At 71.4% G+C, this 26,165-nt stretch carries 25 protein-coding genes and 1 riboswitch; of the genes, 15 read left to right on the top strand and 10 right to left on the bottom strand.

What is annotated here, in order from left to right; all coding sequences use genetic code 11:
* The first annotated feature begins 36 nt into the window (after positions 1 to 36).
* Positions 37 to 3,006 (top strand): helix-turn-helix transcriptional regulator, encoded by a 2,970-nt coding sequence (locus G515_RS0100865; protein WP_084652891.1) that lies wholly within the window; start codon positions 37 to 39, stop codon positions 3,004 to 3,006.
* 19 nt (positions 3,007 to 3,025) lie between these two features.
* Here G515_RS0100865 and G515_RS0100860 read toward each other — a convergent pair whose 3' ends face one another.
* On the bottom strand, positions 3,026 to 3,571 hold the full coding sequence (locus tag G515_RS0100860) for a GNAT family N-acetyltransferase (protein WP_211220914.1): 546 nt from the start codon (positions 3,569 to 3,571) through the stop codon (positions 3,026 to 3,028).
* A gap of 201 nt (positions 3,572 to 3,772) precedes the next feature.
* Between G515_RS0100860 and rpe the strand changes: the two genes are divergently transcribed.
* From rpe to G515_RS0100820, 8 genes are all read left to right on the top strand, one after another.
* Positions 3,773 to 4,441 (top strand): ribulose-phosphate 3-epimerase, encoded by a 669-nt coding sequence (rpe, locus tag G515_RS0100855; protein WP_211220930.1) that lies wholly within the window; start codon positions 3,773 to 3,775, stop codon positions 4,439 to 4,441.
* Positions 4,442 to 4,508: 67 nt separating this feature from the next.
* A riboswitch (FMN riboswitch) is annotated at positions 4,509 to 4,639 on the top strand.
* A gap of 126 nt (positions 4,640 to 4,765) precedes the next feature.
* Positions 4,766 to 5,827 (top strand): bifunctional diaminohydroxyphosphoribosylaminopyrimidine deaminase/5-amino-6-(5-phosphoribosylamino)uracil reductase RibD, encoded by a 1,062-nt coding sequence (ribD, locus tag G515_RS0100850; protein ID WP_028658611.1) that lies wholly within the window; start codon positions 4,766 to 4,768, stop codon positions 5,825 to 5,827.
* Positions 5,828 to 5,830: 3 nt separating this feature from the next.
* Positions 5,831 to 6,505 (top strand): riboflavin synthase, encoded by a 675-nt coding sequence (locus tag G515_RS18830; RefSeq protein ID WP_051217702.1) that lies wholly within the window; start codon positions 5,831 to 5,833, stop codon positions 6,503 to 6,505.
* A complete protein-coding gene (locus G515_RS0100840; RefSeq protein ID WP_028658610.1) occupies positions 6,502 to 7,794 on the top strand; it encodes a bifunctional 3,4-dihydroxy-2-butanone-4-phosphate synthase/GTP cyclohydrolase II in 1,293 nt (430 codons plus the stop codon). Before G515_RS18830 ends, G515_RS0100840 begins: the two co-directional genes overlap by 4 nt.
* Before the next feature lie 28 nt (positions 7,795 to 7,822).
* Positions 7,823 to 8,305 carry a 6,7-dimethyl-8-ribityllumazine synthase gene (gene ribH, locus G515_RS0100835; protein ID WP_028658609.1) on the top strand — a complete coding sequence of 161 codons (483 nt, stop codon included), beginning with the start codon at positions 7,823 to 7,825 and terminating at the stop codon, positions 8,303 to 8,305.
* Positions 8,306 to 8,408: 103 nt separating this feature from the next.
* The gene (locus G515_RS0100830; RefSeq protein WP_028658608.1) at positions 8,409 to 8,672 is read left to right on the top strand and encodes a phosphoribosyl-ATP diphosphatase; all 264 of its coding nucleotides are present in this window, start codon (positions 8,409 to 8,411) and stop codon (positions 8,670 to 8,672) included.
* A 7-nt stretch (positions 8,673 to 8,679) separates the two neighbouring features.
* On the top strand, positions 8,680 to 9,534 hold the full coding sequence (gene hisG / locus G515_RS0100825; RefSeq protein ID WP_281168272.1) for an ATP phosphoribosyltransferase: 855 nt from the start codon (positions 8,680 to 8,682) through the stop codon (positions 9,532 to 9,534).
* Positions 9,518 to 10,018: a PH domain-containing protein gene (locus G515_RS0100820; RefSeq protein ID WP_036553711.1), complete on the top strand. Its 501-nt coding sequence runs from the start codon at positions 9,518 to 9,520 to the stop codon at positions 10,016 to 10,018. Before hisG ends, G515_RS0100820 begins: the two co-directional genes overlap by 17 nt.
* A gap of 8 nt (positions 10,019 to 10,026) precedes the next feature.
* Here the strand turns inward: G515_RS0100820 and G515_RS0100815 are convergent, their stop codons facing one another.
* From G515_RS0100815 to G515_RS0100800, 4 genes are read right to left on the bottom strand one after another with little or no spacing between them, the layout of a single operon-like run.
* Positions 10,027 to 11,493, bottom strand: coding sequence for a DUF6297 family protein (locus tag G515_RS0100815; RefSeq protein ID WP_028658605.1), 1,467 nt, complete (start codon positions 11,491 to 11,493; stop codon positions 10,027 to 10,029).
* Positions 11,490 to 12,128: an ABC transporter ATP-binding protein gene (locus G515_RS0100810; protein WP_028658604.1), complete on the bottom strand. Its 639-nt coding sequence runs from the start codon at positions 12,126 to 12,128 to the stop codon at positions 11,490 to 11,492. The genes G515_RS0100815 and G515_RS0100810 overlap by 4 nt, the downstream gene beginning before the upstream one ends.
* Entirely contained in the window at positions 12,116 to 12,649 is a 534-nt protein-coding gene (locus G515_RS0100805; RefSeq protein ID WP_245565111.1) for a nucleoside/nucleotide kinase family protein, read from the bottom strand. The genes G515_RS0100810 and G515_RS0100805 overlap by 13 nt, the downstream gene beginning before the upstream one ends.
* Positions 12,646 to 13,098, bottom strand: a complete 453-nt coding sequence (locus tag G515_RS0100800; protein WP_028658602.1) for a hypothetical protein — start codon at positions 13,096 to 13,098, stop codon at positions 12,646 to 12,648. The genes G515_RS0100805 and G515_RS0100800 overlap by 4 nt, the downstream gene beginning before the upstream one ends.
* A 146-nt stretch (positions 13,099 to 13,244) precedes the next feature.
* Here G515_RS0100800 and G515_RS0100795 point away from each other — a divergent pair, with 146 nt between their 5' ends.
* The 5 genes from G515_RS0100795 to G515_RS0100775 all read left to right on the top strand — a co-directional run bounded on the left by G515_RS0100795 (position 13,245) and on the right by G515_RS0100775 (position 16,371).
* Positions 13,245 to 13,769, top strand: coding sequence for an SseB family protein (locus tag G515_RS0100795; RefSeq protein ID WP_028658601.1), 525 nt, complete (start codon positions 13,245 to 13,247; stop codon positions 13,767 to 13,769).
* A gap of 287 nt (positions 13,770 to 14,056) precedes the next feature.
* The gene (infC, locus tag G515_RS18825) at positions 14,057 to 14,794 is read left to right on the top strand and encodes a translation initiation factor IF-3 (RefSeq protein WP_342662833.1); all 738 of its coding nucleotides are present in this window, start codon (positions 14,057 to 14,059) and stop codon (positions 14,792 to 14,794) included.
* 81 nt (positions 14,795 to 14,875) lie between these two features.
* Positions 14,876 to 15,070: a 50S ribosomal protein L35 gene (gene rpmI, locus G515_RS0100785; protein ID WP_028658600.1), complete on the top strand. Its 195-nt coding sequence runs from the start codon at positions 14,876 to 14,878 to the stop codon at positions 15,068 to 15,070.
* A 73-nt stretch (positions 15,071 to 15,143) separates the two neighbouring features.
* Positions 15,144 to 15,530 carry a 50S ribosomal protein L20 gene (gene rplT, locus G515_RS0100780; protein ID WP_028658599.1) on the top strand — a complete coding sequence of 129 codons (387 nt, stop codon included), beginning with the start codon at positions 15,144 to 15,146 and terminating at the stop codon, positions 15,528 to 15,530.
* 22 nt (positions 15,531 to 15,552) lie between these two features.
* Positions 15,553 to 16,371 carry a TrmH family RNA methyltransferase gene (locus tag G515_RS0100775; RefSeq protein WP_036553705.1) on the top strand — a complete coding sequence of 273 codons (819 nt, stop codon included), beginning with the start codon at positions 15,553 to 15,555 and terminating at the stop codon, positions 16,369 to 16,371.
* A 257-nt stretch (positions 16,372 to 16,628) separates the two neighbouring features.
* On the opposite strand, the gene G515_RS0100770 is transcribed toward G515_RS0100775, so the two are convergent.
* From G515_RS0100770 to G515_RS0100750, 5 genes are read right to left on the bottom strand one after another with little or no spacing between them, the layout of a single operon-like run.
* The gene (locus tag G515_RS0100770) at positions 16,629 to 17,819 is read right to left on the bottom strand and encodes a nitrate/nitrite transporter (protein ID WP_028658597.1); all 1,191 of its coding nucleotides are present in this window, start codon (positions 17,817 to 17,819) and stop codon (positions 16,629 to 16,631) included.
* Positions 17,816 to 18,568, bottom strand: a complete 753-nt coding sequence (narI, locus tag G515_RS0100765; protein ID WP_028658596.1) for a respiratory nitrate reductase subunit gamma — start codon at positions 18,566 to 18,568, stop codon at positions 17,816 to 17,818. Before narI ends, G515_RS0100770 begins: the two co-directional genes overlap by 4 nt.
* Complete coding sequence (narJ, locus tag G515_RS18820; RefSeq protein ID WP_051217701.1) at positions 18,568 to 19,242, bottom strand: nitrate reductase molybdenum cofactor assembly chaperone; 675 nt, start codon at positions 19,240 to 19,242, stop codon at positions 18,568 to 18,570. The genes narI and narJ overlap by 1 nt, the downstream gene beginning before the upstream one ends.
* Complete coding sequence (gene narH, locus G515_RS0100755) at positions 19,239 to 20,939, bottom strand: nitrate reductase subunit beta (protein WP_028658595.1); 1,701 nt, start codon at positions 20,937 to 20,939, stop codon at positions 19,239 to 19,241. Before narH ends, narJ begins: the two co-directional genes overlap by 4 nt.
* A gap of 2 nt (positions 20,940 to 20,941) precedes the next feature.
* A complete protein-coding gene (locus tag G515_RS0100750; protein WP_028658594.1) occupies positions 20,942 to 24,667 on the bottom strand; it encodes a nitrate reductase subunit alpha in 3,726 nt (1,241 codons plus the stop codon).
* Between the two features lie 381 nt (positions 24,668 to 25,048).
* Between G515_RS0100750 and pheS the strand changes: the two genes are divergently transcribed.
* The gene (gene pheS / locus G515_RS0100745; RefSeq protein ID WP_028658593.1) at positions 25,049 to 26,161 is read left to right on the top strand and encodes a phenylalanine--tRNA ligase subunit alpha; all 1,113 of its coding nucleotides are present in this window, start codon (positions 25,049 to 25,051) and stop codon (positions 26,159 to 26,161) included.
* The last annotated feature ends 4 nt before the right edge of the window (positions 26,162 to 26,165 follow it).

Below are 26,165 nucleotides of genomic sequence, written 5' to 3'. Positions count from 1 at the left end.
CGCGAGGGCCCGAGCAGAGTGTCGTAGGCACCCGCGATGATGGAGCTCATGACCTCCTTCGGCCGCAGCTCCGGCGCCACCCATCTGGTCGGGCGCCGCGCCGAGCTGGACGACCTGGCCCACCAGATCGGTGCGCCGGAGCGGCGCCACGTCCTCCTCGGGGGCGAGGCGGGCGTCGGGAAGACGCGCCTGCTCGCCGAGCTCGACCAACGACTGCGCGCGGAGGGCTGGCAGGTCCTGATCGGCCACTGCCTCGACTTCGGTGACAGTGCCCTGCCATACCTGCCGGTGTCCGAGCTGCTCGGGCGGCTGTTGGCCGAGGAGTCACCGGTGGTCGAGGAGGCGCTGGCCGCGCACCCGGGGCTCCAACGGGCCCGGCCCGGCCGGCGCGGCCTCGACCGCGACCGGAGCGAGAGCGAGTCCGCCGACAAGGGTGCGCTCTTCGAGGGGGTGCGCCACCTCCTGGAGGCACTCGCGGAGCACGGGCCGGTGTTGTGGGTGGTCGAGGACGCGCACTGGGCGGACCACTCGACCCGCGAGCTGCTCACCTACCTGTTCACCCGACCCTTCGAGGCCCGGGTCTCCATCGTGGTCTCCTATCGGATCGACGACCTGCACCGGCGGCACCCGCTGCGCCGGCAGGCGGCCGAGTGGGGACGACTGCCGTCGGTCCAGCGACGCCACCTCGAGCCCTTGCCGGACCCCGAGGTCCGGCTGCTCATCGCGGCCTTGGATCCGGAGGTCGACGAGGCGGCCCAGGAGCGGATCGTGCGGCGCGCCGAGGGCAACGCCTTCTTCGTGGAGGAGTTGGTCGGTGCCGCGGCCGGTCCGGACCGGTGGGTGCCCGACGAGCTCGCCGATCTGCTCCTGCTGCGCCTCGACCGGCTCGACGAGCGGGCCAGGGAGGTGGTCCGGACCGCGGCGGTGGCCGGGCGTCAGGTCAGCCACGAGCTCCTGGCCGCGGTCACCGCACTCGACGACGGACTCGACCCGGCCCTGAGGGCCGCGATCGAGGCCCACATCCTGGAGCCGAGCGAGCGCGGCTACCTGTTCCGGCACGCCCTGCTGGCCGAGGCGGTCTACGACGACCTGCTGCCGGGCGAGACCGTCCGGCTGCACGGCCGGTACGCTGCCGCGCTGCTCGCGGTGCCCGAGCGCGGGACGGCCGCCGAGCTGGCCCGGCACGCGCGGGCGGCCCACGATCTCCCGACCGCGCTCACCGCCAGCATCCAGGCCGGCGACGAGGCCAGCGCCGTCGGCGGCCCCGAGGAGGCCGCCCAGCACTACCAGACCGCGCTCTCCCTGGCCGCCGAGCCCGCGGTCGCCGCGCGGGTCGCCGTCGATCTGCCCACGCTCACCGTCAAGGCGTCCGAGGCGCTGACCCAGGCCGGCTACGCCGATCGGGCCGCCGCGGTGGTGGGTGCCCAGCTCGAGCGTGCCGACCTCGCTCCCGCCGCCCGGGCCCGGATGCTGGCTGCCCGCGCGGTGCCGCTGCTGACCACGGAGTCCCAGGACGAGGCGCTGCCGCTGAGCGAGGAAGCGGTCTCGGTGCTGCCCCTCGACGCGCCGGTCGCGGTCCGCGCCCGCGTGCTCGCCGCCCGCGCGGAGGTGCTGGCGACCTTCGGTCGCTCGGAGGAGGCTGAGGCGGTGGGTCTGGAGGCGCTCGACCTCGCCGAGGGCCACGACCTGCCGCTGATCGCCTCGGAGACGGTCACCACCTTGTCCCGACTCAGGCGTGACGGGCCGCAAGAGCCCCTTCGGGCGGCGGTCGGCGAGGCGATCGCCCGCGCCGAGGAGAGCGGCGCCCTCCACGCCGAGCTGCGCGGCCGATTCTCCATGGCGCGCTCCTACCAGGACGCGGCCGAGTTCGACGAGGCCGCGCTCTGGTTCCGCAGCGCGATGGAGCGTTCGGTGGTGATGGGCGTGCCGTGGGCGCCGTACGCCGTCGACAGTCGATGGCAGCTCACCTGGATCCGCGTGCTCGAGGGGGACTGGGAGGACGCCCTGGCGCTGGCCCGGGGCCACGACCGCGCCGGTGACCCGCCGCCGCTGCTGCGCGGGGTGCTCGAGTCCGTCGCGCTGCTGGTCGACCAGGGCCGGGGGCTGGACGTCACTGCCGGGCTGGCCGAGCTCCGCCCGCACTGGCGCCAGGAGGGCGCCATCGTGATCCAGGCCGCGGCGCTGGAGATGGTCGAGGCCGCACGTGGCCACGGCGGACTCGCCGACGCGCCTCCCGCGGCCCGTGCCACCGCGGTCACAGCCCGCTACGACGAGGCGGTGGCCCTGCTCAGCCAGATGTGGCGGCCGTGGTTCCACGCGAGGGTGCGACTCGCCGCCGTCGCCACCGGACTGCTGGCCGACCTGCTGCCCGCGCTCTCCGCAGCCGAGCGGGCCGGGGTCGTGGAGCGCGCGGAACGGCTGGGCAAGGACGGTGCCATGGTGCTGGAGCAGTACTCCGACCTCTCCGAGCGCTGGGGGCCCGAGGGGCGGGCCTGGGAGCGGCGCCTGGTCGCCGAGCAGCTGCGACTGCGCTGGCTCGCCGGCGCGGAGGCTCCCTCGGCGGAGGCGTTGCAGGGGGCCTGGTCGACCTGCGAGGAGGCCTTCGTCGAGCTGGGGCACGTGCCGGAGACCGCGACCGTGCGCGCCGTGTACGCCGGGATCCTCCGGTCGGTCGGCGAACCGGCAGCCGCTCGCCGACTCGCCGACCAGGCCCACGCGATCGCCGAACAGCTCGGAGCGCGGCCGCTGCTGGACCGGCTGGCCGCCGAGGGACGGGTCGGCTCCGGCACGGGCATGCCGGCTCCCGACGCGCTGACCGCTCGTGAGGTCGAGGTGCTCGCCCTGGTCGCCGAGGGACGCACCAACGGCGAGATCGGGGCGCGCCTCTACATCAGCACCAAGACCGTCTCGGTCCATGTCTCCCGGATCCTCGCCAAGCTCGGCGCTGCGGGCCGCACCGAAGCGGCCGCCCTCGCGCGCCGCCGCGGGTTGCTCGACCAGGGGTGATGCCGGGGCCGGGGTCGGGTCAGGTGAGCGGGCGGACCATCTCGCGGAGGAGACCGCCGGGCGGATCGAGCAGGGCGGGTGAGGTGGCACCCGTGAAGGTGAAGCCGTGCCGGCGGTAGTAGCGGATCGCCGGCTCGCTGCCCTCGTGCACCCACAATCGCACGCTCTGCCCGTGCGAGCGGGCCCAGCCCAGGATCGCCGCGAGGAGCGCGTCGGCGACGCCGTACCCACGGCCGCGGAAGTGTGGGGTGACGTAGACGCCGACCAGCAGCGGTTCCGGCCCGTGGACGTCACCGAGCTGCCCACCCATCATGCCGACCCAGCGGCCGGTGCCCGACTCGATCACGGCGTACGACGCCAGCTCGGGGTCGTCACCACGGCGGGCCCGCATCCGCCAGGCGTCCTCCGGGAACTCCAGGGTGGCCGCCAGCGAGGCGGTCCAGGAGACCGGGTGCTCGCGCGCGTTCTCCAGCCGGAACTCGCGCAGCTGCGGCCAGTCGCTCTCGGTCGTACGCCGCAGCACGAGTCCCGGGGCCAGGCGCGGGGGCGCGAGTGGGTCGATCACGCGGGCGAGGATCGCAGACCGGGCACACGGCCGGCACCGCCGCCCAGAGTGCGGGCGCGGCCGGCCAGCAGCCCCGCTGGACGCTCCGGGGTCGGGGGACGCCCGATGGACCAGCGCGACACCGCCCGCCGCACGCCTCGGAAGGCGCGGACCGGTCAGGGTCCTCCCAACCCTCCCACTAGGCTGGCGCGCGTGGGTGCCATCCAGATCACGCCGTCCATCCTCAACGCCGACTTCGCCGACCTCGGCGCGGAGGTGGCTCGGATCGGCAGTGCGGACTGGGTGCACGTGGATGTCATGGACAACCACTTCGTGCCCAACCTCACCTTCGGGCCCACCATGGTCGAGGCACTCGCGCGGGCCAGTGAGATCCCGCTGGACGCCCACCTGATGATCGAGGATCCCGACCGGCACGCTCCGGCGTACGTCGAGGCCGGGTGCGGCAGCGTGACCTTCCACGTGGAGGCGGCCAAGGCACCGGTCCGACTCGCCCGGGAGATCCGGGCCCAGGGCGGCCGCGCCAGCATGGCGCTCAAGCCGGCCACGCCGATCGAGCCCTACGAGGACCTGCTCCCCGAACTCGACATGGTGCTGATCATGACGGTGGAGCCCGGGTTCGGCGGGCAGAAGTTCCTCGATCTGTGCCTGCCCAAGATCCGCCGCGCCCGCGCGCTGATGGACAAGCACGGCGTCCAGACCTGGCTCCAGGTCGACGGCGGCGTATCCGTGGAGACCATCGAGCGGTGTGCCGAGGCCGGTGCCGACGTGTTCGTGGCCGGGTCGGCGGTCTACTCGGCCGAGGACCCCGACGCGATGGTGGCCAGCCTGCGCGAGCTGGCGCAGGGAGCGCGCCGCAGCGCCCAGGTGTGAGGCACGCCACCTCGCGGGCATGATGGTGTGGGAGGTGTGGCACACTGGGGCCCGACGAGTGAACAACTCGCGTGCTCTGGGGTCGGTGTAATTCCGAACCGGCGGTGATAGTCCGCGACCCGGTCACAACCAGTGACCGGCTGACCAGGTGAAATTCCTGGACCGACGGTGAAAGTCCGGATGGGAAGACGCACGCAAGGTGTCTCTCGATCGCCGATCCGCCTTCCACCGGCCCTGTCTGCACCGAGCCGGTGGTCCCGGAGAAGCGTCGACGGCCGCCCCAAGTCACCCCGGAGTCCGCGACGGACCGGAGGGTGAGGGGCGATGGCAGGCGGAGCATCGGCTGCGGAGGCGACGGCGATGTCGCGCGCTCTCGAACTCGCCGCCACGGACGGCGTACCGCGGGGGCCCAACCCGCGGGTCGGCTGCGTGCTGCTCGACCCCGAGGGGGCCGTGGTCGCCGAGGGGTACCACCGCGGCGCGGGCACCCCACACGCGGAGGTCGACGCGCTCACCCGGGCCGGTTCCCGGGCGGGGGGCGGCACCGCCGTGGTCACCCTCGAGCCGTGCAACCACACCGGCCGCACCGGTCCGTGTGCCGAGGCGCTGATCTCCGCGGGGGTACACCGGGTGGTCTTCGCCCAGTCGGATCCCACCGAGGCCGCGGCCGGCGGCGCCGAGACCCTCCGGGCGGCCGGCATCGAGGTCGTCGGGGGAGTGCTCGCCGACCGGGCCCAGCAGCTGAACGCGGTGTGGACCTTCGCGCACCGGGAGGGGCGCCCCTTCGTCACCTGGAAGTTCGCGAGCACCATCGACGGTCGGAGTGCGGCCGCGGACGGCACCAGTCGCTGGGTGAGCAGCCGCGCCGCCCGGCTCGACACCCACCGCCTCCGGGCGCAGTGCGACACGATGCTGGTGGGCGCCAACACCGTCGCGGTGGACGATCCCGCACTGACCGTCCGGGACGAGCACGACGTGCCTGTGGGCCGACAGCCGCTGCGTGCGGTGATGGGCCTGCGCGACCTGCCGGCGACGGCCCGGATCTTCGACACCGGGGTGCCCGGCGGCGCCGTACACCTGCGCACCCGCGACCCGCGCGAGGCCCTGGCGGTCCTGCGCGGACGGGAGCGGCAGCACGTCTTCCTCGAGGGCGGTCCGACCCTGGCCGCCGCGTTCCTGACCGCGGGCCTGGTCGACGAGATCGTCGTCTATGTCGCCCCGTTCCTGCTCGGCTCCGGTCGCTCGGCCGTGGCCGACCTCGGCATCACGACCATCTCGGAGGCATTCCGTCCCGAGGTCACCGACGTGACCGTGCTCGCGCCCACCGGGCCCGGCGAGCAGCCCAACGTGCGCTTCACCCTGACCCCTTCTCGAGAGGACCACTGAGAGATGTTCACCGGAATCGTCGAGGAGCTCGGCACCGTCGCCGGCATCGAGGATCAGGGCGACGCCCTGCGACTCACCTTCGCCGCGGAGGCCGTGCTGGAAGGCGTCGCCCGGGGCGACTCGATCGCCGTCAACGGCTGCTGTCTCACCGTCACGGAGTACGACCAGCGGGAGTGGAGCGCCGACCTCATGCAGGAGACCCTGCGCAAGACCAGCCTGGCCGGCGTCCGGGTCGGCGACCGGGTCAACCTGGAACGCGCCACCGCCGTCGGCGACCGGTTGGGCGGCCACATCGTGCAGGGCCACGTCGACGGCGTGGGGGAGATCCTCGCCCGCACGCCCAGCACGCACTGGGAGATCGTCGAGGTCTCGGTGCCCGAGCACCTGAGCCGCTACCTGGTCGACAAGGGGTCGATCGCCATCGACGGTGCCAGCCTGACGGTGGTGGAGGCGAGAGCCGCCGCCGTCACGGTCAGCCTCATCCCGGAGACGCTCGGCCGTACGACCCTCGGCCTGAAGCAGGTCGGCGACCGAGTCAACCTCGAGGTCGACATCCTCGCCAAGCACGTGGAGCGGCTCCTTCTCGCCGGGGTCGTGCCTGGCCCGGCGCCGGACTCCCCGGCCCAGGCCGGCTCCAGTTCCAGCACCAGCCCGACGACCCAGGAGGCAGCCCGATGAGTGAGCGTAGGCAGGAACAGCACGGCGGTGTCCCGCTCGACCCGGTCGAGCAGGCGATCGCCGACATCGCGGCGGGCAAGGCCGTCGTGGTCGTCGACGACGAGGGCCGGGAGAACGAGGGCGACATCATCTTCGCCGCGGAGATGGCGACCCCCGAGCTGATGGCCTTCACCATCCGGCACAGCAGCGGCGTGATCTGCGTGCCGCTGCCGGGTGAGGAGCTGGACCGCCTCGAACTGCCCCTGATGACCACTCAGAACGAGGACAAGATGCGTACGGCGTACGCCGTCTCGGTCGACGCCCGCGAGGGCGTCAGCACCGGCATCTCGGCCGCCGACCGGGCTCGCACGGCGCGGCTGCTGGCCGACCCCGGCACCGAGCCGGTCGACCTCACCCGGCCCGGGCACGTCTTCCCGCTGCGCTACCGGGACGGCGGGGTCCTGGTACGCCGCGGTCACACCGAGGCGGCGGTCGACCTGGCGAAGCTGGCCGGCCTCGCGCCGGCCGGCGTCCTGGTCGAGGTGGTCAACGACGACGGCACCATGAAGCGGGCGCCGCAGCTGCGCGAGTTCGCCGACGAACACGGGCTGAGCATGATCTCCATCGACGACCTGGTGACGTATAGGCGGCGTCACGAGGTCCTGGTCGAGCGGCGGGCGGTGACGCAGTTGCCGACCCGGCAGGGCCGGTTCACGGCGTACGGCTACAGCGTGCCGATCGACGCCTCCGAACACGTGGCACTCGTGCACGGGGACCTCGAGGCCGCCCTGGCCGCCGAGGAGCCGGTGCTCACCCGCGTGCACTCCGAATGCCTCACCGGCGACGTGTTCGGGAGCCAGCGCTGCGACTGCGGCCCCCAGCTCGAGGAGGCGCTGGACCGGATCGTGGAGCACGGGTGCGGCATCGTGGTCTATCTGCGCGGGCACGAGGGGCGCGGCATCGGGCTGGTCGCCAAGCTGCAGGCCTACCAGCTCCAGGACGGCGGCCGCGACACGGTCGACGCGAATCTGGACCTCGGCCTGCCGGCCGACGCCCGCCACTACGGCGCCGCCACCCAGATCCTCCGCGACCTCGGCGTCGAGCGGGTCCGGCTGATGACCAACAATCCCGGCAAGGTCGATGACCTGCGCGACTACGGGATCGACGTCGCCGAGCGGATCCCGCTCACCCCCCACCCCAACGACCACAACGTCTCGTACCTGCTCACCAAGCGGGACCGGATGGGGCACGTGCTGCCCGATCTGCCCACCCGCCTGCCGACCGACCCGACCATCGCCGACGCGCGATGACCCCCACCACGACCACAGGAGCACTTCGATGAGCGGCCACGGCGCCCCCACCACCCGACTGCCCGATGCCGGCGACCTCCGCGTCGCGATCGTCGCCGCCGCCTGGCACGAGGAGGTGATGGACGGCCTGATCGCCGGCGCCCGGCGCGCTCTGCGCGAGGCGCGGATCACCGAGGAGACCCTCGTCCGGGTGCCGGGCACCTTCGAGCTGCCCGTCGTGGCCGGGGCCCTCGCGGCCCGGGGGTACGACGCGGTGGTGGCGCTCGGCGTCGTGATCCGCGGCGGTACGCCGCACTTCGAGTACGTCTGCAGCGCCGCCACCGACGGACTCACCCGGGTCGCGCTGGACCATTCGGTCCCGGTCGGTTTCGGCGTACTCACCTGCGACGACGACGCCCAGGCGCTGGACCGGGCGGGCCTGGAGGGATCGAAGGAGGACAAGGGTCACGAGGCGACCGCGGCGGCGATCCAGACCGCACTCACCCTGCGCGGCCTCCCCACCCCCGGCTGAGCCCGAGCGGAGCGGTTCCGGCCCGGAGCCGGTCCGGAGCTGGCCGGAAGCCGACGGGGAGGGCGATCGTGCCCGGCGTGGGACGACGCCCTAGGCTGAGGGCGTGAAGACGTTCGACGAGCTCTGGGCCGAACTCAGCGAGAAGGCCCGGACCCGCCCCGAGGGATCCGGCACCGTGGCAGAACTCGACGCCGGGGTCCATACCATCGGGAAGAAGCTGGTCGAGGAGGCCGCCGAGTCCTGGATGGCCGCCGAGCACGAGGGCAAGGAGGCCGCCGCCCTCGAGCTCTCCCAGCTGCTCTACCACGCTCAGGTGATGATGCTCGCCACCGGGCTCACCCTCGACGACGTCTACGCCAACCTGTGAGGTCCCAGTGAGATCCCCTCTGCTCCGCATCGCGCTCCCCAACAAGGGCGCGCTGTCCCTGGCCGCTGCCGAGATGTTCCGTGAGGCGGGCTACCGCCAGCGCGAGGACTCCAAGCGGCTCACCCTCGTCGACGAGGAGAACGGGGTGGAGTTCTTCTACCTCCGGCCTCGTGACATCGCCCTGTACGTCGGCCACGGCACCCTCGACGTCGGCCTCACCGGCCGCGACCTGCTCCAGGACTCCGGGGCCAAGGCCGAGGAGGCGCTGGCGCTCGGCTTCGGCCGCAGCCGCTTCCGGTTCGCCGGTCCCGCCGGTGCCTTCGCCAAGGTCGAGGAGCTCCAGGGCCGGCGGATCGCGACGTCCTACACCGGGATCGTGGAGTCGTTCCTCGACCAGCGTGGGATCGAGGCCACCGTGACCCGGCTGGACGGGGCCGTGGAGAGCAGCATCCAGCTCGGCGTCGCGGACGCGATCGCCGACGTGGTCGAGACCGGGTCCACGCTGCGCCAGGCCGGCCTGGAGGTCTTCGGCGAGACCATCCTCGAGTCCGAGGCCGTGGTGATCACCCGACAGGGCGAGGCTCCCGACGGGCTGGCGACGCTGCACCGCCGGCTGGAGAGCGTCCTGGTCGCCCGGTCCTACGTGATGATGGACTACGACATCCGGGCCGAGCACGTGGCCGAGGCCGCCCAGCTCACCCCCGGCCTGGAGGGCCCCACGATCAGCCCGCTCCACCGCGAGGGCTGGGTCGCCGTCCGAGCGATGGTGCCCCGCGAGGGCGCCCAGCGGCTGATGGACGAGCTCTACGAGGTGGGTGCCCGCGGCATCCTCCTCACCGACATCCATGCCTGCCGCATCTGACGCCGACTCCGGGGCGGGCCCGGCTGCTCCCGAGCGACCCCAGCTGCCACACACCTGGCGGCCGCTCGGCCCGCTGGTGCTCTCGATCGGCTTCGTGGTCTCGCTGGCCGTGGTGTCGGGAGCGGCCTGGATGGGCTTCGACGCGGAGACCCAGGCGAAGTTCACGGTCTTCCAGATCAGCACCCTGTTCTTCCTGTTCCTGCTGGTCTGCGTCGGGTTCCACGCCCTCGGCCGGTCTCGGGTCACGGCGACGGCGGAGAAGCTGATCATCGTCAACGGCTGGCGGCGCCGCGAGTACGCCTGGCCGCAGGTCCTCGGCGTCTCCATGCCCCGAGGTGCACCGTGGGCGGTCTTCGACCTGGCCGACGGTGAGTCCGTGGTCGGCGTCGGGATCCAGGGTTCCGACGGCGCGCGCGCCCGGCGGGCCGTGCGTCAGCTCCGCCTGCTCATCCACGAACTCGGCGAGGACGACGCCGAGCGCTGAAGGCCGGGTCACTCGCGCCGAACGAGCACGCCGAGCACCACCCCGGAGAGTGCCAGCGAGACTGCGGCCCCGGTCAGGTCGGGGGAGAGCAACAGCGGGATGCTCACCAGTCCGACGATGTCCAGGCCGCGGACCGCGCTGCCGTACAGGTTCGTCGGCACAGCGCCCATCGGGGTGGAGGCGAGCGGCCGGTTGTAGTCCGGGGGCGAGGCCAGGTGCCAGCGTGCGAGGGCGGCACACGACCCGATCCCGACGGCGGCTCCGCAGGCGAGTCTGGTCATCGGATCGGCGCCGGGCAGCGCCGGTGCGCAGGCGAGCCCGAAGCAGAGCAGCACGGCGCCGGGCACCACGAGCGCGGCGAGCCGCAGCCGGGCCGGGTGGGCGCCGAGCAGCCGGCCCACCGAAGGTGAGCGGCCCAGCACCCGCATCCCCGCACCGAGAGGCAGCGCGACCAGCCAGCCGAGGAGCAGGGCCAGGGGGACGACGAAGACCCCGGCCCCGCTGACCGCTGCGGCGTACGGCGCCGTGAGCGCGGCGAGCAGGGCCAGTGCCCTGCCCGGATGGCGACGCAGTCGGATCAGGTCCGCGCCCGCCGGTGCCCAACCACCGGGCAGGCCGCCTCGCCGCGGTCGCACGGACCCGCGCTCCTCAGCACTGCGGGCCAGGACGACGTCGAAGGCCAGCGCCGGGTCCAGCCCGGCCATCGCGCCGGCGAGGCCTCGGGTGAGGCTGTGTCCACGCACCAGGTCGCGACGGCGGATCAGGGTCAGCCGACGCCAGGCCCGCACCGTGGTGACGGTCGCGGCCGCGACCGCGGCGGCGGCGACCGACCAGGTCAGCGGCCCGTCCGGCGGTGTGACCCCGGCGAAGAGACCCAGTGCGACCGCGGCCAGGACGGCCGCGGTGAGCAGCGATGCCACCACGGGGGCCCGCCGCCACGGCGAGCGTGGCTCGACCTGGGCGAGCAACGCACCGGAGTGGAGGAGGACGGCGAGGGCACCAGCAACCACCGCGGCGGCCGCGACCGGCCAGCCGGTCACGGCGGCTCCGACCGCGACGAGCACACCGGCTACGCCGGAGACGGTCACCAGCCCGGCGACCAACTGCGGCAGGAGCCAGGCCCGGCGGTCGACCGGCGCTGCCAGCACCAAGGCTGCCGTCGCCCGGGATGCGACCAGCGGGCCCACCAGCCGGGCGAGCGCGGTGAGGATGGCCAGCGCAGCCAGTAGCAACAGGATCGGTGTGGCGGTGCGCGCGGTCAGACATGCCTCGGTCCGGCAGGCGCTGATCCTGGCTCCGGCACGGACCAGCCCGGTTGCAAGCATCGAGCCGTAGACCAGCACCGACAGCAGGATCGTGTAGGCGTCGGCGATCACCGAACCCCAGGCCAGCTCCGAGTGGCCCCGTCGCCACCAGCGGATCTGCGCGCGGAGTTCGCGACTCACCCGGACCGGCGCAGTGGTGTCGAGGCTCACCGGCCGCCGTCCAGCCGCACGACCCGATCGGCCACCTGGTCGACGAGATCGGGGTGATGGCTGGCGAAGAGCACCGCGACACCGTCCTCCTTCTCCCGGAGGAGGCGGTCGGTCAGCCATCCGAGTCCGGCGCCGTCGAGGCGCTGCTCGGGCTCGTCGAGGAGCAGCAGTCGGCGCGGGCGCACCCACAGCAGCCCCAGGGCGAGTCGTTGGCGCTGGCCCGAGGAGAGGGTGCCGGGGAGTTGCGGCGCCTGGTCGAGCAGGCCGACGTCGGCGAGGACGTCATCGACCACGCGCTCGGGGTCCGGCACGCGGTGGGCATGTGCGACCAGGTCGAGGTGCTCGACCACGGCGAGGTCGGGGAAGAAGTCCAGGTCGTCCAGGAGCGCGGCCACCTGCTGCCGGACCTCCGGTCGCCGCTCGTCATAGACCTCGCCGTCGAGCAGCAGTTCGCCGGCACTGGGCGCGTCGGTGCCGGCGATGCACCGCAGGACGGTCGACTTGCCGGAGCCGTTCGGCCCCACCAGTGCTACGGCCTCGCCGGCGGCGATCGACAGATCGAAACCTTCGAGCACGGCATGGTCCCCGAACCGGCGGGTCAGTCCGGCGACCTGGAGCAGGGTCACCGCTCGCACACCAGGTCGGCACGCGCCTGGGTGCGCTCGCGCGCGAACAGGACCTCCTCGGCCGCGGCCCACTCGCTCCAGTGGGGAGAGAACACGTCGCCGTCGCGGTCGATGGCCCGCTGCCGGCGTACCCGCTCGGGCAACTCCAGCCAGACCACCAGGGTGTACCAGGCGTCGTACGCCGCGGCGTAGCTCCCCACCCCCTCGAGGACGAGCAGCGGCGTCGGCCGGACCTCGACGGACTCGCGGTAGCGGCGGGCGTGCCAGTCGTAGCGGCGATAGCTGCCGGTCTTGCCCTCGGCCAGGGAGCCCAGCAGGTCACCGAGTTGGTCCTGCACGGTGAGCAGCCCGCCCCAGCCGTCGTAGAGGTCGTCGAGGTGGATCACGGTGCACGAGGTCAGCCGCTCGAGCCGGTCGGCAAGGGTGGTCTTGCCCGACCCGGCCCGACCGTCGAGGCACAGGAGCCGGCCCTCACCCAGCGTCGGGGGGCGTCGTCGGACCTCGTCGAGCAGCCGGTCCGGCCGGCTCAACTGATGCCGTGCCGCTTGAGGATCGCCTCGATGTCGTCGAGGTCGTCGACCATCGGCTCACCCCTCTGACCGGCTCCGACCTGGCCCGCCGGGGCCGAGCCCGCGCCGGCCGCGGGGGTGCCCTTCGCCTTCCCGCCCGGCTTCGCCTTGCCGGCGCGGGGCGGGATCCGCATCGAGAGCAGGAAGACCAGCACCGCGAGCACGGTGAAGCCCAGACCCACCCAGACCAGCGGGTTCCACACGAACCGGGTGGCCCAGTCGATCACCGCGTCGGTGATCTCGCCGAACATCTGGAGGGTCTTGGTGAAGTACGCCGCCGGCACCAGCAGGGTGATCGCCAACCACCTGGTGCCCGCCCGGGCGCCCCGCCGCTTGTAGGCGGCCCAGGTCGCGATCGCGCCGAGCACGAGCAGGGACCCGGCCAGGGCTGTCCAGGAGGCGTCGTCCATGCGTCCAGCATCGCACGGGGCCGGTGACCCGCCCATCGGTGACATCCCTGACATCCGCGGGGTATGACCCCGGGCAGCACCCGGTCTCAGCCGGGGCACGGGCCGCCCGATGTGCGCCGGCGACCGGGTGCGGGGAGAATGGCGCGGTGACCCGACCCGACGCGAAGCGACTGCTCGGCCCCGGATTCCCCGGGGACGCGGGTGAGCGCGATCCGCGGCTGGGCGAGGCGCTCGCGGCGCACGGTCGCGGCGAGGCGTCGTACGCCGCCGTGCTGGCCGCCTTCGCCGGCACCCGGGTGATGGTGCCGGTGGTCGCCATCCTCGGTGAGGTCGAGACCGACGCGCAGGGCCTGGCCCACGACAAGAGCAGCGACATGGCCGCCGTACTGATCACGTCCAACAGCGGACGCCGCGGTCTGCTGGCGTTCACCGACACCGCGGCGATGCAGGCCTGGGACCCGGAGGCGCGGCCGGTTCCCGTCACCGTCGAGCACGCGGCGCTCGCGGCCATCCAGGAGGGAGCCGCCGCCCTGGTCGTGGATCTCGCCGGGCCGGTCCGGTTCGTCGTCGAAGGTGCGGATCTGGAGGCGCTCGCCCGCGGGTGGCGACTGGTCTTCGTCGACGGAGCACCGGCCTGGGTGGCCGACCCCGCCGACGCCGAGCGGGACTGAACCCGGACCGGGACGCGGAGCGCTCGCCCGGATTGGGCGGCAGGGGAAGAATCGGATAGTCTCTGGTGTTGACCGATCGGACCACCTCGCCCGGCAGGGTGTGGCGGCTCGATCCACAAGCGGAGACCATGCATCATCCGATCTCCCACCCGCATCGATCGCAACAGATCGTCGGGTCCGGTCCGAAGAGATTCAGCTCGGTGCGTGCGCGCACGTGGGTGATCTGGGTCGTGACTGGCTTCCGCTGACATTTCATGGCGGAAGCCTTTTCGTTTTCCTGGGGCAATGTGCACGTGTCCCAGTCGCGAGCGGGCCCGCGAGCACCAACAACTGGAGGACACATCAGCACCGAGCTTCGTATCAACGACCGGATCCGGGTTACCGAGGTCCGCCTCGTTGGTCCCAATGGCGAGACCGTCGGCATCGTGCCGACCGCCGACGCCCTGCGACTCGCGCAGGAGGCGGATCTCGACCTGGTCGAGGTCGCCCCCATGGCGCGCCCCCCGGTCTGCAAGCTCATGGACTACGGGAAGTTCAAGTACGAGAACGCCCAGAAGGCTCGTGAGGCGCGCCGGAACCAGACGAACGTGATCATCAAGGAGATGAAGCTTCGTCCCAAGATCGACCAGCACGACTACGAGACCAAGAAGGGTCACGTCGTGCGGTTCCTCAACGCCGGCGACAAGGTGAAGATCACGATCATGTTCCGTGGTCGTGAGCAGCACCGCCCCGAGCTGGGCTTCCGCCTCCTGCAGAAGCTGGCCGAGGACGTCCAGGAGCTCGGCTTCGTCGAGTCCCAGCCCAAGCAGGACGGGCGCAACATGACGATGGTCCTGGGCCCGCACAAGAAGAAGGCCGAGGCCAAGGCCGAGGTGAAGGCGGCCAAGGAGACCAAGGCCGCCGCCCGAGCCGAGCTGGAGGCCGAGGAGCGCGCCTTCCGCGAGGCCTCGGTGGCCAACAAGCCGGCCGCACAGAAGAAGACTCGTGGCCGCTCCGAGAACCTCGACCCCGAGATCGAGGCCTGAGCACTCCCGGGCCACGGGGGACTCCCTGACTCATCGCCGGCGTGCAGCCATGTCCGGTCGACGACAAGAAAGAGAACATCGATGCCGAAGAACAAGACGCACTCCGGTGCCAAGAAGCGCTTCCGCGTGACCGGTTCGGGCAAGATCCGCCGGCAGAAGGCGGGCCTGCGTCACAACCTGGAGAAGAAGCCCTCCAAGATGACGCGCCGCATGTCCGGTACGACCGAGGTCGCCAAGGCCGACGTCAAGCGCGCCAAGAAGATGCTCGGCCGCTGACCCCACGAGGCGTCCGCCTCTGTTCGCCCGGGATCAGCCCGGCACCACTTGTGTTTCACTGAAGGAGTAAGAGATGGCACGCGTCAAGCGCGCAGTCAACGCGGCGAAGAAGCGCCGGACCACCCTCGACCGGGCCAGCGGTTACCGCGGCCAGCGCTCGCGCCTCTACCGCAAGGCGAAGGAGCAGGTCACCCACTCGCTGGTCTACAGCTACAACGACCGGCGCAAGAACAAGGGCAACTTCCGCCGCCTGTGGATCCAGCGCATCAACGCCGCCGCGCGTGCGCAGGGCCTGACCTACAACCGCTTCATCCAGGGCCTCAACCTGGCCGGCATCGAGGTCGACCGCAAGATCCTCGCCGAGCTCGCGGTCAACGACGTCGCCACCTTCAACGCCCTCGTCGAGCAGGCCAAGGCCGCTCTCCCCGAGGACGTCAACGCGCCCAAGGCCTCGGCCTGAGTCACCCCGCAGGTCGAACCCTGTGACTCCCACGCCTCTGACCGCGGGCAACGCCCGGGTCAAGGAGGCACGGAAGCTCAGCCGCCGCTCGGTACGCACCGAGCGGCGGCTCTTCCTGGCTGACGGACCCAAAGCGGTCGAAGGTGCCCTCGGCGTGCCCGGCTGCGTGGTCGAGATCTTCTCGACCCCCGCCGCGAGCGAGCGGTACGCCGCCCTGCTGGCCGGTCAGCCGATCACCCTGGTCGAGGACAAGGCCATTGCCGGGCTGTCCGACTCGGTCTCACCGGCCGGGGTCGTCGCCTTGTGCCGGCACCTCGACGTACCGCCGCGCGAGGTGCTCGGCGCAGCGGCCTCCGACGCCGCCGCGAGTGCGCGTCTCGCTCCGCGGCTCACGGCCATCTGCGCCGACGTCCGCGACCCCGGCAACGCCGGCACCGTGATCCGCTGTGCGGATGCGGCCGGTGCCGACGGCGTCGTCCTGGCCGGCGACTCGGTGGACGCCTACAACCCCAAGACCGTGCGCGCCTCGGTTGGCTCGCTGTTCCATCTGCCGATCGCCGTCGAGCGTGACGCCGCTACCGCCGTCCGTACCGCGCAGGCCGCCGGACTGACCGTGCTGGCCGCCGACATGGACGGGCAGAGCGACCTGTTCTCCTCCGACGAGCTGCTGGCCCGTCCGACCGCGTGGCTGTTCGGCAACGAGGCCTGGGGACTCCCCGCCGACCTCGCCGCCCTCGCCGACCACGTGGTCTCCATCCCCATCTTCGGCAGGGCCGAGAGCCTCAACCTCTCCACCGCCGCCGCCCTCTGCCTCTATGCCTCTGCTCGCGCCCAGCGCTGAGCACTGAGCGCTGAGCACTGCTGCCGGTGCGAGGCGAGCCGGGACCAGCCCACCTGCGGGGTCGGGGCCCAGCCAAGGACGGCCGGTGGACGGTCGCGTCCCGCGCCGGCCGGCCCATCCAAACCACTCGGACCACCCGGACCACCCGGACCACCGGGAGCCCGCGACCCAGGACCCACGCGAGCGGGCCCGGGATGGTCGACAACACCGCGCCCCCCGCCCGAGCGAACGGGCAGGGGGCGCGTAGACGGGACCGGTCAGGCGGCAGCCGTGCGCTCCTCAGGCTTCTTCTTGATGCCGAACAGGGTGTAGACCAGCGCCAGGGCCGCGACCACACACAGCAGGAGCAGACCGACGGTGTAGCTGTGGTCCGCCTCGTTGTAGGTGGCGCCCATGACCAGCGGCGGGAAGTAACCGCCGAGCCCGCCGGCGGCGCCGACGATTCCGGTGACACTGCCGACCTGGGCCGGGGGAGCGAGCCGGGCGACCCAGGCGAAGACACCACCGGTGCCCAGACCCAGGAATCCGGCCATCAGGACCCAGCTGATGCCGGCGGGAATCTCGGCGGGAGGCTGGAAGACCTCCACGACCGCCATCACCGCCGCGCCCGCGAAGGCGACGGATGCGACCGTGCGCGGGCCGATCTTGTCGGCCAGGGTGCCACCGATCGGGCGACAGATGACCGCGGCGATGGCGAAGCCGGCGGTACGGCTGCCCGCCCCGGCGAGGTCGAAGTCGTAGACGTCCTTGAGGTAGGTCGGGAGGTAGGTGGAGAAGGCCACGAAGCCGCCGAAGGCGACCGCGTAGAGCGCCGACATCTGCCAGGTGACCGCGAGCTTGGAGGCGGCCGCCAGCTTGGGCATGACCTTCTCCCGGTTGGGGGACCACTGCGGCGAGTCCTTCATCTGGGCCCACACCAGTGCCGCGGTCAGGACCAGCGCGATCGCGATGATCAGGTGGGTGGCGAAGTAGCCGAACCACTCCACGAAGCGGGGGGTGAAGAAGGAGGAGAGCGCCGTACCGCCCATGCCGGCACCGAAGACTCCGGTCGCGAAGCCGCGGCGGGAGGGCTCGTACCAGGCGTTGACGAACGGAATGCCAACCGCGAAGGTCGTGCCGCCGATACCGAGGAAGAAGCCGAAGACCAACAGCAGCGCGTAGGAGTCCATGTTGCCCGCCACCGCCACGAGTACGACGACCGGAGCGGTGATCAGCAGGAGGATGGTCATCATCACCCGGCCGCCGAACCGGTCGGTCAGCGCGCCGGCGGGGATACGGCCCACCGAGCCCACCAGGACGGGGGTGGCGATGAGGATCGACTTCTCGGTGCTGTCCAGGTCGATCGCCTCGGCGTAACGCACGGCGAGTGGGGCGATCATGTTCCACGCCCAGAAGCTGATGGCGAAGGCCCAGGTGGCCAACGCCAGGTTCTTGGTCTGTCCGTTCATCGGACGCTGCCTCTCTCTCGATCCTGAGTGCCGGTCGGCTGCCAGCCGGGGCGCTGCGCGCGGGACCCGTGGGTCAGGTCGCGGCTGCGGTAGACGATGTAGGGGCGGAACAGGTAGTGCAGGGGCGCGGTGAACGCGTGGACCAGTCGGGTGAAGGGCCAGACCGCGAAGAGCAGCATGCCGACGAGGATGTGGATGTGGAAGGGCAGGGTGGCCGCCGCCATCGCCTCGACGTCGGGCTGGAGCATGAAGATCGAGCGGAACCAGGGTGAGACGGTTTCGCGGTAGTTGTGCGCGTCGTGACCCTGGGCGAAGCTCACCAGGGTGGTCCACAGCCCGAGGATCAGGGCGCCGGTGAGGACGACGTACATGACCTTGTCGTTGTTGGTCGTGGCCATGAAGACCGGGCCGGTCTTGCGGCGGCGGTAGATCAAGATGATCAGCCCGGTCAGTGTGCAGATGCCGGCCAGTGCGCCCCAGAACAGGGCGTTGCCGTGATACATCGTCTCGGTGATCCCGAGCGCCTCGGTCCACGACTCGGGGATGACCAGCCCGACCACGTGCCCCACGACCACGACGAGGATGCCGAAGTGGAACATGGGGGAGCCGATGCGGAGCAGGCGGGACTCGTAGAGCTGGGAGGAACGGGTGGTCCAGCCGAACTTGTCGTAGCGGTAGCGCCAGATGGTGCCGAGCACCAGGGTGGCGATCACGAGATAGGGGAGGACTCCCCACAGCACGATGTCCATCAGTGCCCACTCTCCTGAAACTCAGCCTCGGGACGCGCGGTCGGATAGCCCAGGAACTCGATCCCCACCGACTCGGTGGGCGGGCCGGTGCGGGCCAGGGCCATCGCCTCGGCCTTGGTGTCGGGCGCGCGGCCGGGAAGGGTCGCGCAGACGGCGGAGAGGACGTCGGTGTACGACGCCCCCTGCTCGGCCAGGGAGAGCCGGATCAGCTCGAGGCCGGCGCGGTAGTGCTCCAGGAGTCGGAGCCCGCCCTCGGGATCGGCGACGGCGGCGTACTCGAGGACAAGGGGGAGATGGTCGGGGAGTTCGCCCCTCGTGTCGACGAGGAACCCGCTGTCGCGGTAGTGCTGCTTGAACTCGGCCAACGTGCTGCCGCGCCGGCGGGTGTCGCCGTCGGTCCAGTAGGAGAGGTAGAGGGTGTGCTGCCGGGAGAGGTCGAACAGGTCGATGTACTCGCGCACCAGCGCCCCGGAGGGGACCTCCTCGACGTGGTCGAGGAAGGCCCGCAGGTGCTTGATCGGCTCGGAGTCCGGCTGCTCGGCCACAGCCTGCCGGAGCGCCGGCATCCGCTCGAGCACCTCGTCGTCGGGGTAACTCAGGCACCAGGAGGACACCTGGTGGACCACCCGCCAGTCCGGGCCGCGCCCCCGCCCGCGGGCGGAACGGCGTCTCATTGCTGTTCGTCCGTGACGGTGGTGGAGCCGGCCGGGTCGGCCGTCGCCGACCCGGGCTCCGGGAAGAGCCCGGACGGACGACCGTTGCCGTCCCAGTTGAGCAGGTTGACCCGACCGCGCAGGGACTCCTCGGAGGCGGCATGGTCGGCGGTCTGCCGGTCGCGCAGCGCCTGGAAGGTCTCCACCGCCACCGGGACCGGCCGGCCGCTGGCTTCGCCGAGCGGCCCGTACATACCGGGGCCCTCGTCGTAGTCGAGGGAGCAGCCGATCTCCTCGAGCTGGTGGGCGTCCTCGACGTGGGCCTTCGGGATGACGTAGCGCTCGTCGTACTTGGCCACGCCCATCAGCCGGTACATCTCATAGACGCTCTCCTCGGTCATGCCGACGGCCTCGGGGATGCTCGCGTCGGGCTCCTGGCCCAGGGTGATCGCCCGCATGTAGGAGCGCATCGCGGCCAGCTTCATCAGCACTCCCTCGACGACGTCGACGTCGCCGGCGGTGAACAGCTCGGCCAGGTATTCCAGCGGGATCCGCAGGGCGTCGATGGCGCCGAACAGGGTGCCGGGGTCCTCGGCGTCGTGACCCTGTTCCTTGAGCAGGTCGGTCACCGGCGAGAGCGGCGGGACGTACCAGACCATCGGCATGGTGCGGTACTCCGGATGCAACGGGAGCGCGACACGGTACTTCTTGGCAAGCGCGTAGACGGGGGAGCGACGGGCGGCGTCCAGCCAGTCCTCGGGGATACCCTGCTCGCGCGCGGCGGCCAGGACCTCGGGGTCGGTCGGGTCGAGGATCAGGTCGAGTTGGGCCTCGTAGAGATCCTTCTCGTCCGGCGTGCTGGCAGCCGCGGTGACGGCGTCGGCGTCGTAGAGGAAGAGGCCGAGGTAGCGCAGCCGGCCCACGCAGGTCTCCGCACAGACCGTGGGGAGGCCGACCTCCACCCGCGGGTAGCACAGCGTGCACTTCTCGGCCTTGCCGCTCTTGTGGTTGAAGTAGATCTTCTTGTACGGACAGCCGGTGATGCACTGCCGCCAGCCCCGGCAACGGTCCTGGTCGACCAGGACGATGCCGTCCTCCTCACGCTTGTAGATGGCGCCGGAGGGGCAGGAGGCCATGCAGGACGGGTTGAGGCAGTGCTCGCAGATCCTCGGCAGGTAGAACATGAAGGTCTGCTCGAACTCGAACTTGATCCGATCCTCGGACTCCTTGCGGACCTTCTCCACCAACGGGTCCAGATGGCCCGCGCCGGGTGCGCCGCCGAGGTTGTCGTCCCAGTTGGCCGACCAGGTGACCTTGGTGTCCTCGCCGGTGATCAGCGACTTGGGCCTGGCCACCGGGAAGTCGTCGCCCAGCGGGGCGTTGATCAGGGTGGAGTAGTCGTAGGTCCACGGCTCGTAGTAGTCGCCGAGTTCGGGCTGCACGGGGGAGGAGAAGAGGGTGAACAGCTTCTTCAGGCGGCCGCCGGCCTTGAGGGAGAGTCGCCCCGACCTGTTGAGGGTCCATCCGCCGCGCCACTTCTCCTGGTCCTCGTAGCGCCGCGGATAACCCTGTCCGGGACGGGTCTCGACGTTGTTGAACCAGACGTACTCGGTGCCGGCCCGGTTGGTCCACGCCTGCTTGCACGTGACCGAGCAGGTGTGGCAGCCGATGCACTTGTCGAGGTTCATCACCATGCCCATCTGGGCCATGACGCGCACCATCAGTACTGCACCTCCTGGCTACGGCGGCGGATCGTCGCCACCATGTCGCGCTGATTACCCGTCGGCCCGAGGTAGTTGAAGGCGTAGGACAGCTGGGCGTATCCGCCGATCAGGTGAGTGGGCTTGACCAGCAGTCGGGTGACCGAGTTGTGGATGCCGCCACGCCGGCCGGTCGCCTCGGACTTGGGAACGTCGATGGTGCGCTCCTGCGCGTGGTACACGTACACCACCCCCGGCGGCATCTTGTGGGTGACGATCGCGCGGACCACCAGGACGCCGTTGGCGTTGGTGCACTCGACCCAGTCGTTGTCGGCGACGCCGATGCTCTCCGCGTCGGCGGTGCTCATCCACACGGTGGGGCCGCCCCGGGAGAGGGAGAGCATGAACAGGTTGTCCTGGTACTCGGAGTGGATCGACCACTTCGAGTGCGGGGTGAGGTAGCGCACCGTGACCGTGCTGCTGCCGTCCGCCCCCAGCCGCGGTTCGCCGAACAGGCGGTGCATGTCCAGCGGTGGGCGGTAGATGGGCATCGCCTCGCCCACGTCGGTCATCCAGTCGTGGTCGAGGTAGAAGTGCATCCGACCGGTGAGGGTGTGGAAGGGCTTGAGCCGCTCGATGTTGACGGTGAACGGTGCGTAGCGGCGTCCGCCGGTCTCCGAGCCGGACCACTCCGGGGAGGTGATCACCGGCACCGGCGCCGCCTGGGTGTCGCGGAAGGTGATCCGCTTCTCCTCCGACCCCTCGGAGAGGTCGGCCAACTTCTTGCCGACCCGCTTCTCGAGGTCCCTGAAACCCTGGGTGGCCAGTTCGCCGTTGGTGGTGCCGGAGAAGGCGAGGATCGCCTCGGCCATCTTGGCGTCGGTGTCGATCGCCGGCCGACCGTCGGCGGCGCCGCCCAGCATGACGCCGTTCTTGGCGCCCAGCCGGGCCGTCTCGTGCTCGAGCTTGAAGGTGACGTTCTTGACCGTGAAGCCCAGCCGGTCGGCGAGCGGTCCGACGGCGCCGAGCTTGTCGGCGATCGCGGTGTAGTCGCGCTCCACCACGCTGTAGATCGGCGCGTTGACCCCGGGCACCAGTGGTACGCCGGGCTGGCGCCAGTCGGGCGCGTGACCACCGGGCTGGGCGCTCTCACCGGGGGTGTCGTGCTGGAGGGGTACCGCCACCAGGTCCCTGACCACCCCGAGATGGTCGGCGGAGAGCTCGGAGAGTCTCCGGGCCAACGCATGGAAGAGGTCGAAGTCGGTCTTGGCCTCCCACGGCGGGTCGATTGCCGGGGAGAACGCGTGCACGTAGGGGTGCATGTCGGTGGAGGAGAGGTCGTGCTTCTCGTACCAGGTGGCGGCGGGGAAGACGATGTCGGAGAGCAGGGTGGTCGAGGTCATCCGGAAATCGGCGGAGACGAGTAGATCGAGCTTGCCTTCGGGCGCCTCGTCCCGCCACGCCACCGACTCCGGCCTGGGAATCTCGGGGTTCTCGGTGCCGAGGACGTTGTGGTGGGTGCCGAGCAGATGGCGCAGGAAGTGCTCGTTGCCCTTGGCCGAGGAGCCGAACAGGTTGGAACGCCACAGCACCAGCGTGCGCGGCCAGGACTCGGGGGCGTCGATGTCCTCGATCGCCATCTTCAGCCGGCCCGAGGTCAGTTCCTCGGCGATGTAGGAGGGTGCGTCCGCCGCCTCGCCCGCCGCCACTGCCGCCTCCGCCTGGGTGGCGACCTCGATCGGATTGCGGTCGAACTGCGGGTAGAACGGCATCCACCCCATCCGCGCCGAGGCGGCGATGGTGTCGGCGGTGTGGCCGCGAAGGTGGCCCTTGGCAAGCGGCGAGGCGAGCGCGTCGGCGCTGTAGCCGTCGGTGCGCCACTGATCGGTGTGCATGTACCAGAACGGCGTGCCCGGCTGGGTGCGCGGCGGCCGACTCCAGTCCAGCGCGTTGGCCAGCGAGATCCAGCCCGTGATCGGGCGGCACTTCTCCTGCCCCACGTAGTGGGCCCAGCCGCCGCCGTTGCGTCCCATGCAGCCGGTCAGGGTGAGCAGCGCGAGGATGGCGCGGTAGATCGCGTCGCCGTGGAACCACTGGCAGATGCCCGCGCCCATGATGATCATCGACCGGCCGCCGGACTCCTCGGCATTGCGCGCGAACTCGCGAGCGACCCGGATGCAGGCCTCGGCGGGCACGCTGGTGATCTCGGCCTGCCAGGCCGGTGTGTACGGCGTGGCGGCGTCCTCGTAGGACTCCGGCCACTCACCGGGCAGACCCGGCCGGCCGACGCCGTACTGGGCGAGCATCAGGTCGAGGACCGTCGTGACCAGGTGCCCCCCGACGCGGCGGGCGGGGACGCCGCGCCGCAGGATCGAGCCGGTGCCGTCGGGCTCGGTGAAGGCCGGCAGCAGCACCTCGACGGCCTCGTGCCCGGCGCTCTGCGCGAGGGTCAGCCGCGGGGTCACGCCCTCGAGATCGAGGTTCCATTTGCCCATGCCGCTCTCGGCGTAGCGGAAGCCCATCGAGCCGTTCGGCACCACCGGACGGTCCTGGTCGTCGAGCAGGACCGTCTTCCAGCTGTCCTCCGGGGGAACGTCGGTGCCGCCGGCGAGGTCGGCCGCGGTGAGGAACTTGCCGGCCTGGTAGGAGCCGGGGCGCTCGGGGTCCTCTTCGAGGCGGATCAGGTGCGGGAGGTCGGTGTAGGTGCTGACGTACTCGGAGAAGAACGGCGTCTGCTTCTCGACGAAGTACTCCTTGAGGATCACGTGGCCCATCGCCATCGCCAACGCGGCGTCGGTGCCCGCCTGCGCTGGGAGCCACTCGTCGGCGAACTTGGTGTTGTCGGCGTAATCCGGGCTGACCGTGACGACCTTCGTGCCGCGGTAGCGGACCTCGGCCATCCAGTGCGCGTCGGGCGTGCGGGTGACAGGGACGTTCGAGCCCCACATCATCAGGTAGGTGGCGTCCCACCAGTCACCCGACTCGGGGACGTCGGTCTGGTCGCCGAACACCTGGGGGCTGGCGACCGGGAGGTCGGCGTACCAGTCGTAGAAGGAGGTCATCACCCCGCCGATGAGCTGGACGAACCTGGTGCCGACGCAGTGCGAGACCTGGGACATCGCCGGGATCGGTGAGAAGCCGGTGCACCGGTCCGGGCCGTAGGCCTTGATGGTGTGCACGTGCGCCGCGGCCGCGATCTCGACCGCCTCGGCCCAGCTGATCCGGACGAGCCCGCCCTTGCCCCGCGCCTGCTGATAGCGACGCCGGCGCTCGGGGTCGGACTGGATGTCGGCCCAGGCCAGCACCGGGTCGCCCAACCGCTGCTTGGCCTCGCGGTACATCTCCAACAGCACGCCCCGGGCGTAGGGGTAGCGCACCCGGGTGGGGGAGTAGGTGTACCAGGAGAAGGCCGCCCCCCGCGGGCAGCCGCGGGGCTCGTACTCGGGCCGGTCCGGCCCGACGGAGGGGTAGTCGGTGGCCTGGGTCTCCCAGGTGATGATGCCGTCCTTGACGTAGACGTTCCACGAGCAGGAACCGGTGCAGTTGACGCCGTGGGTGGAGCGGACCACCTTGTCGTGGCTCCACCGGTCGCGGTAGAAGACGTCACCCGTCCGGCCGCCCTGGCGGAAGACCGCCCGACCGTCGTCGGTCTCCTCCCACCTGGTGAAGAAGCGCCCCGTGCGAAGCAGGGCGTCCGAGGCAGCGCCGTCGAGACCGGCCTTCCCCGATTCCGTAGCTCGGGCCATCGGTTTCCCCTTCTCAAAGCGTCCGGTTCAACTTCTGCCTTTCCACCATGGCGAAGCGCGGACCGGGCCGCAACCATCCCGGTCCCGGTTGATTCCAGCGTGTTGGCGCTCTCGCGTGCGCGGATCGCTGGATGGCAACGCCGCCCGGCCGCGAATACCCGCCAGTTCGGCTGTCCCGGGTGGGTTCACCGCGCGCTCCCTCGGGGCACCTCGGAGGATGGAGGTCAACCGGTTCGCGCCGGTGGCGGGGAGGTTCCTAGACTGAGCGGGTACGCCGCCGGCGTACCGATGCGTGTGCGGCCGCCCCCGGGGCTGGGCCGGCCGGCGTCGTGGGTTGGTCGTGTCCGCGACCGGCATCCTCGGAAGGCAGTGGAAGGCAGCATGTCGGGTCCCAACAACGAGTACGACCCCGTGGAGGTCGCGCCGCTCCAGCCGGAGGAGATCGAGAGCGCCACCCAGGCGGCGCTCACCGCGATCGCCGCCGCCACCGATCTCGAGCAGCTGAAGCAGGCCCGGCTCGACCACGCCGGCGACCGCTCCGCGCTGGCCCTGGCCAACCGCGAGATCGGGGCCCTGCCTCCGCAGGCGCGCAAGGAGGCCGGTCAGCGGGTCGGGCGAGCGCGGGGCGAGGTCAACAAGGCGCTCGCTGCCCGGCAGAGCGTGCTCGAGGCCGAGCACGAGGCCCGGATGCTGATCGAGGAGACCGTCGACCTCACCCTGCCGACCGACCGGCTGCCGGTCGGCGCCCGACACCCGCTGACGACCGGTTCGGAGTTGATCGCCGACATCTTCGTCGCGATGGGCTGGGAGGTCGCCGAGGGGCCGGTGATCGAGGCCGAGTGGCTCAACTTCGACGCGCTCAACCTCGGTCCGGACCATCCGGCTCGCACCATGCAGGACACCTTCTGGACCGACCCGTCGGACAACCACGTCGTCCTGCGCACCCACACCAGCCCGGTACAGGCCCGCACCATGCTCACCCGGGAGGCACCGATCTACGTCGTGTGCCCGGGCCGGGTCTTCCGCACCGACGAGTACGACGCGACCCACAGCCCGATGTTCCACCAGGTCGAGGGCCTGGCCATCGACGAGGGCATCTCGATGGCCCACCTCAAGGGCACCCTGGACACCTTCGCCGCCCAGATGTTCGGCGCCGGGATCACCACCCGGTTCCGCCCGTCGTACTTCCCCTTCACCGAGCCGAGCGCGGAGGTCGACCTGACCTGCTTCGTGTGCCGCGGCACCGGCCTGAAGGACAACGGCGCCGATCCGTGCCGCACCTGCAAGGGCGAGGGCTGGATCGAGTGGGGCGGGTGCGGGATCGTCAACCCGCGGGTGCTGCGCGCCTGCGGTGTCGACCCGGAGCGCTACTCCGGGTTCGCCTTCGGCATGGGCATCGACCGCACCCTGATGTTCCGGCACGGCCTGGAAGACCTGCGCACCCTCTTCGAGGGCGACATCCGCTTCACCACTGCATTCGGGAGTGACCTGTGACCAC

The sequence above is a fragment of the Nocardioides insulae DSM 17944 genome (genome assembly GCF_000422825.1).
Classification (GTDB): Bacteria; Actinomycetota; Actinomycetes; order Propionibacteriales; family Nocardioidaceae; genus Nocardioides; species Nocardioides insulae.
This window is presented reverse-complemented; position numbering and strand designations above follow the sequence as displayed.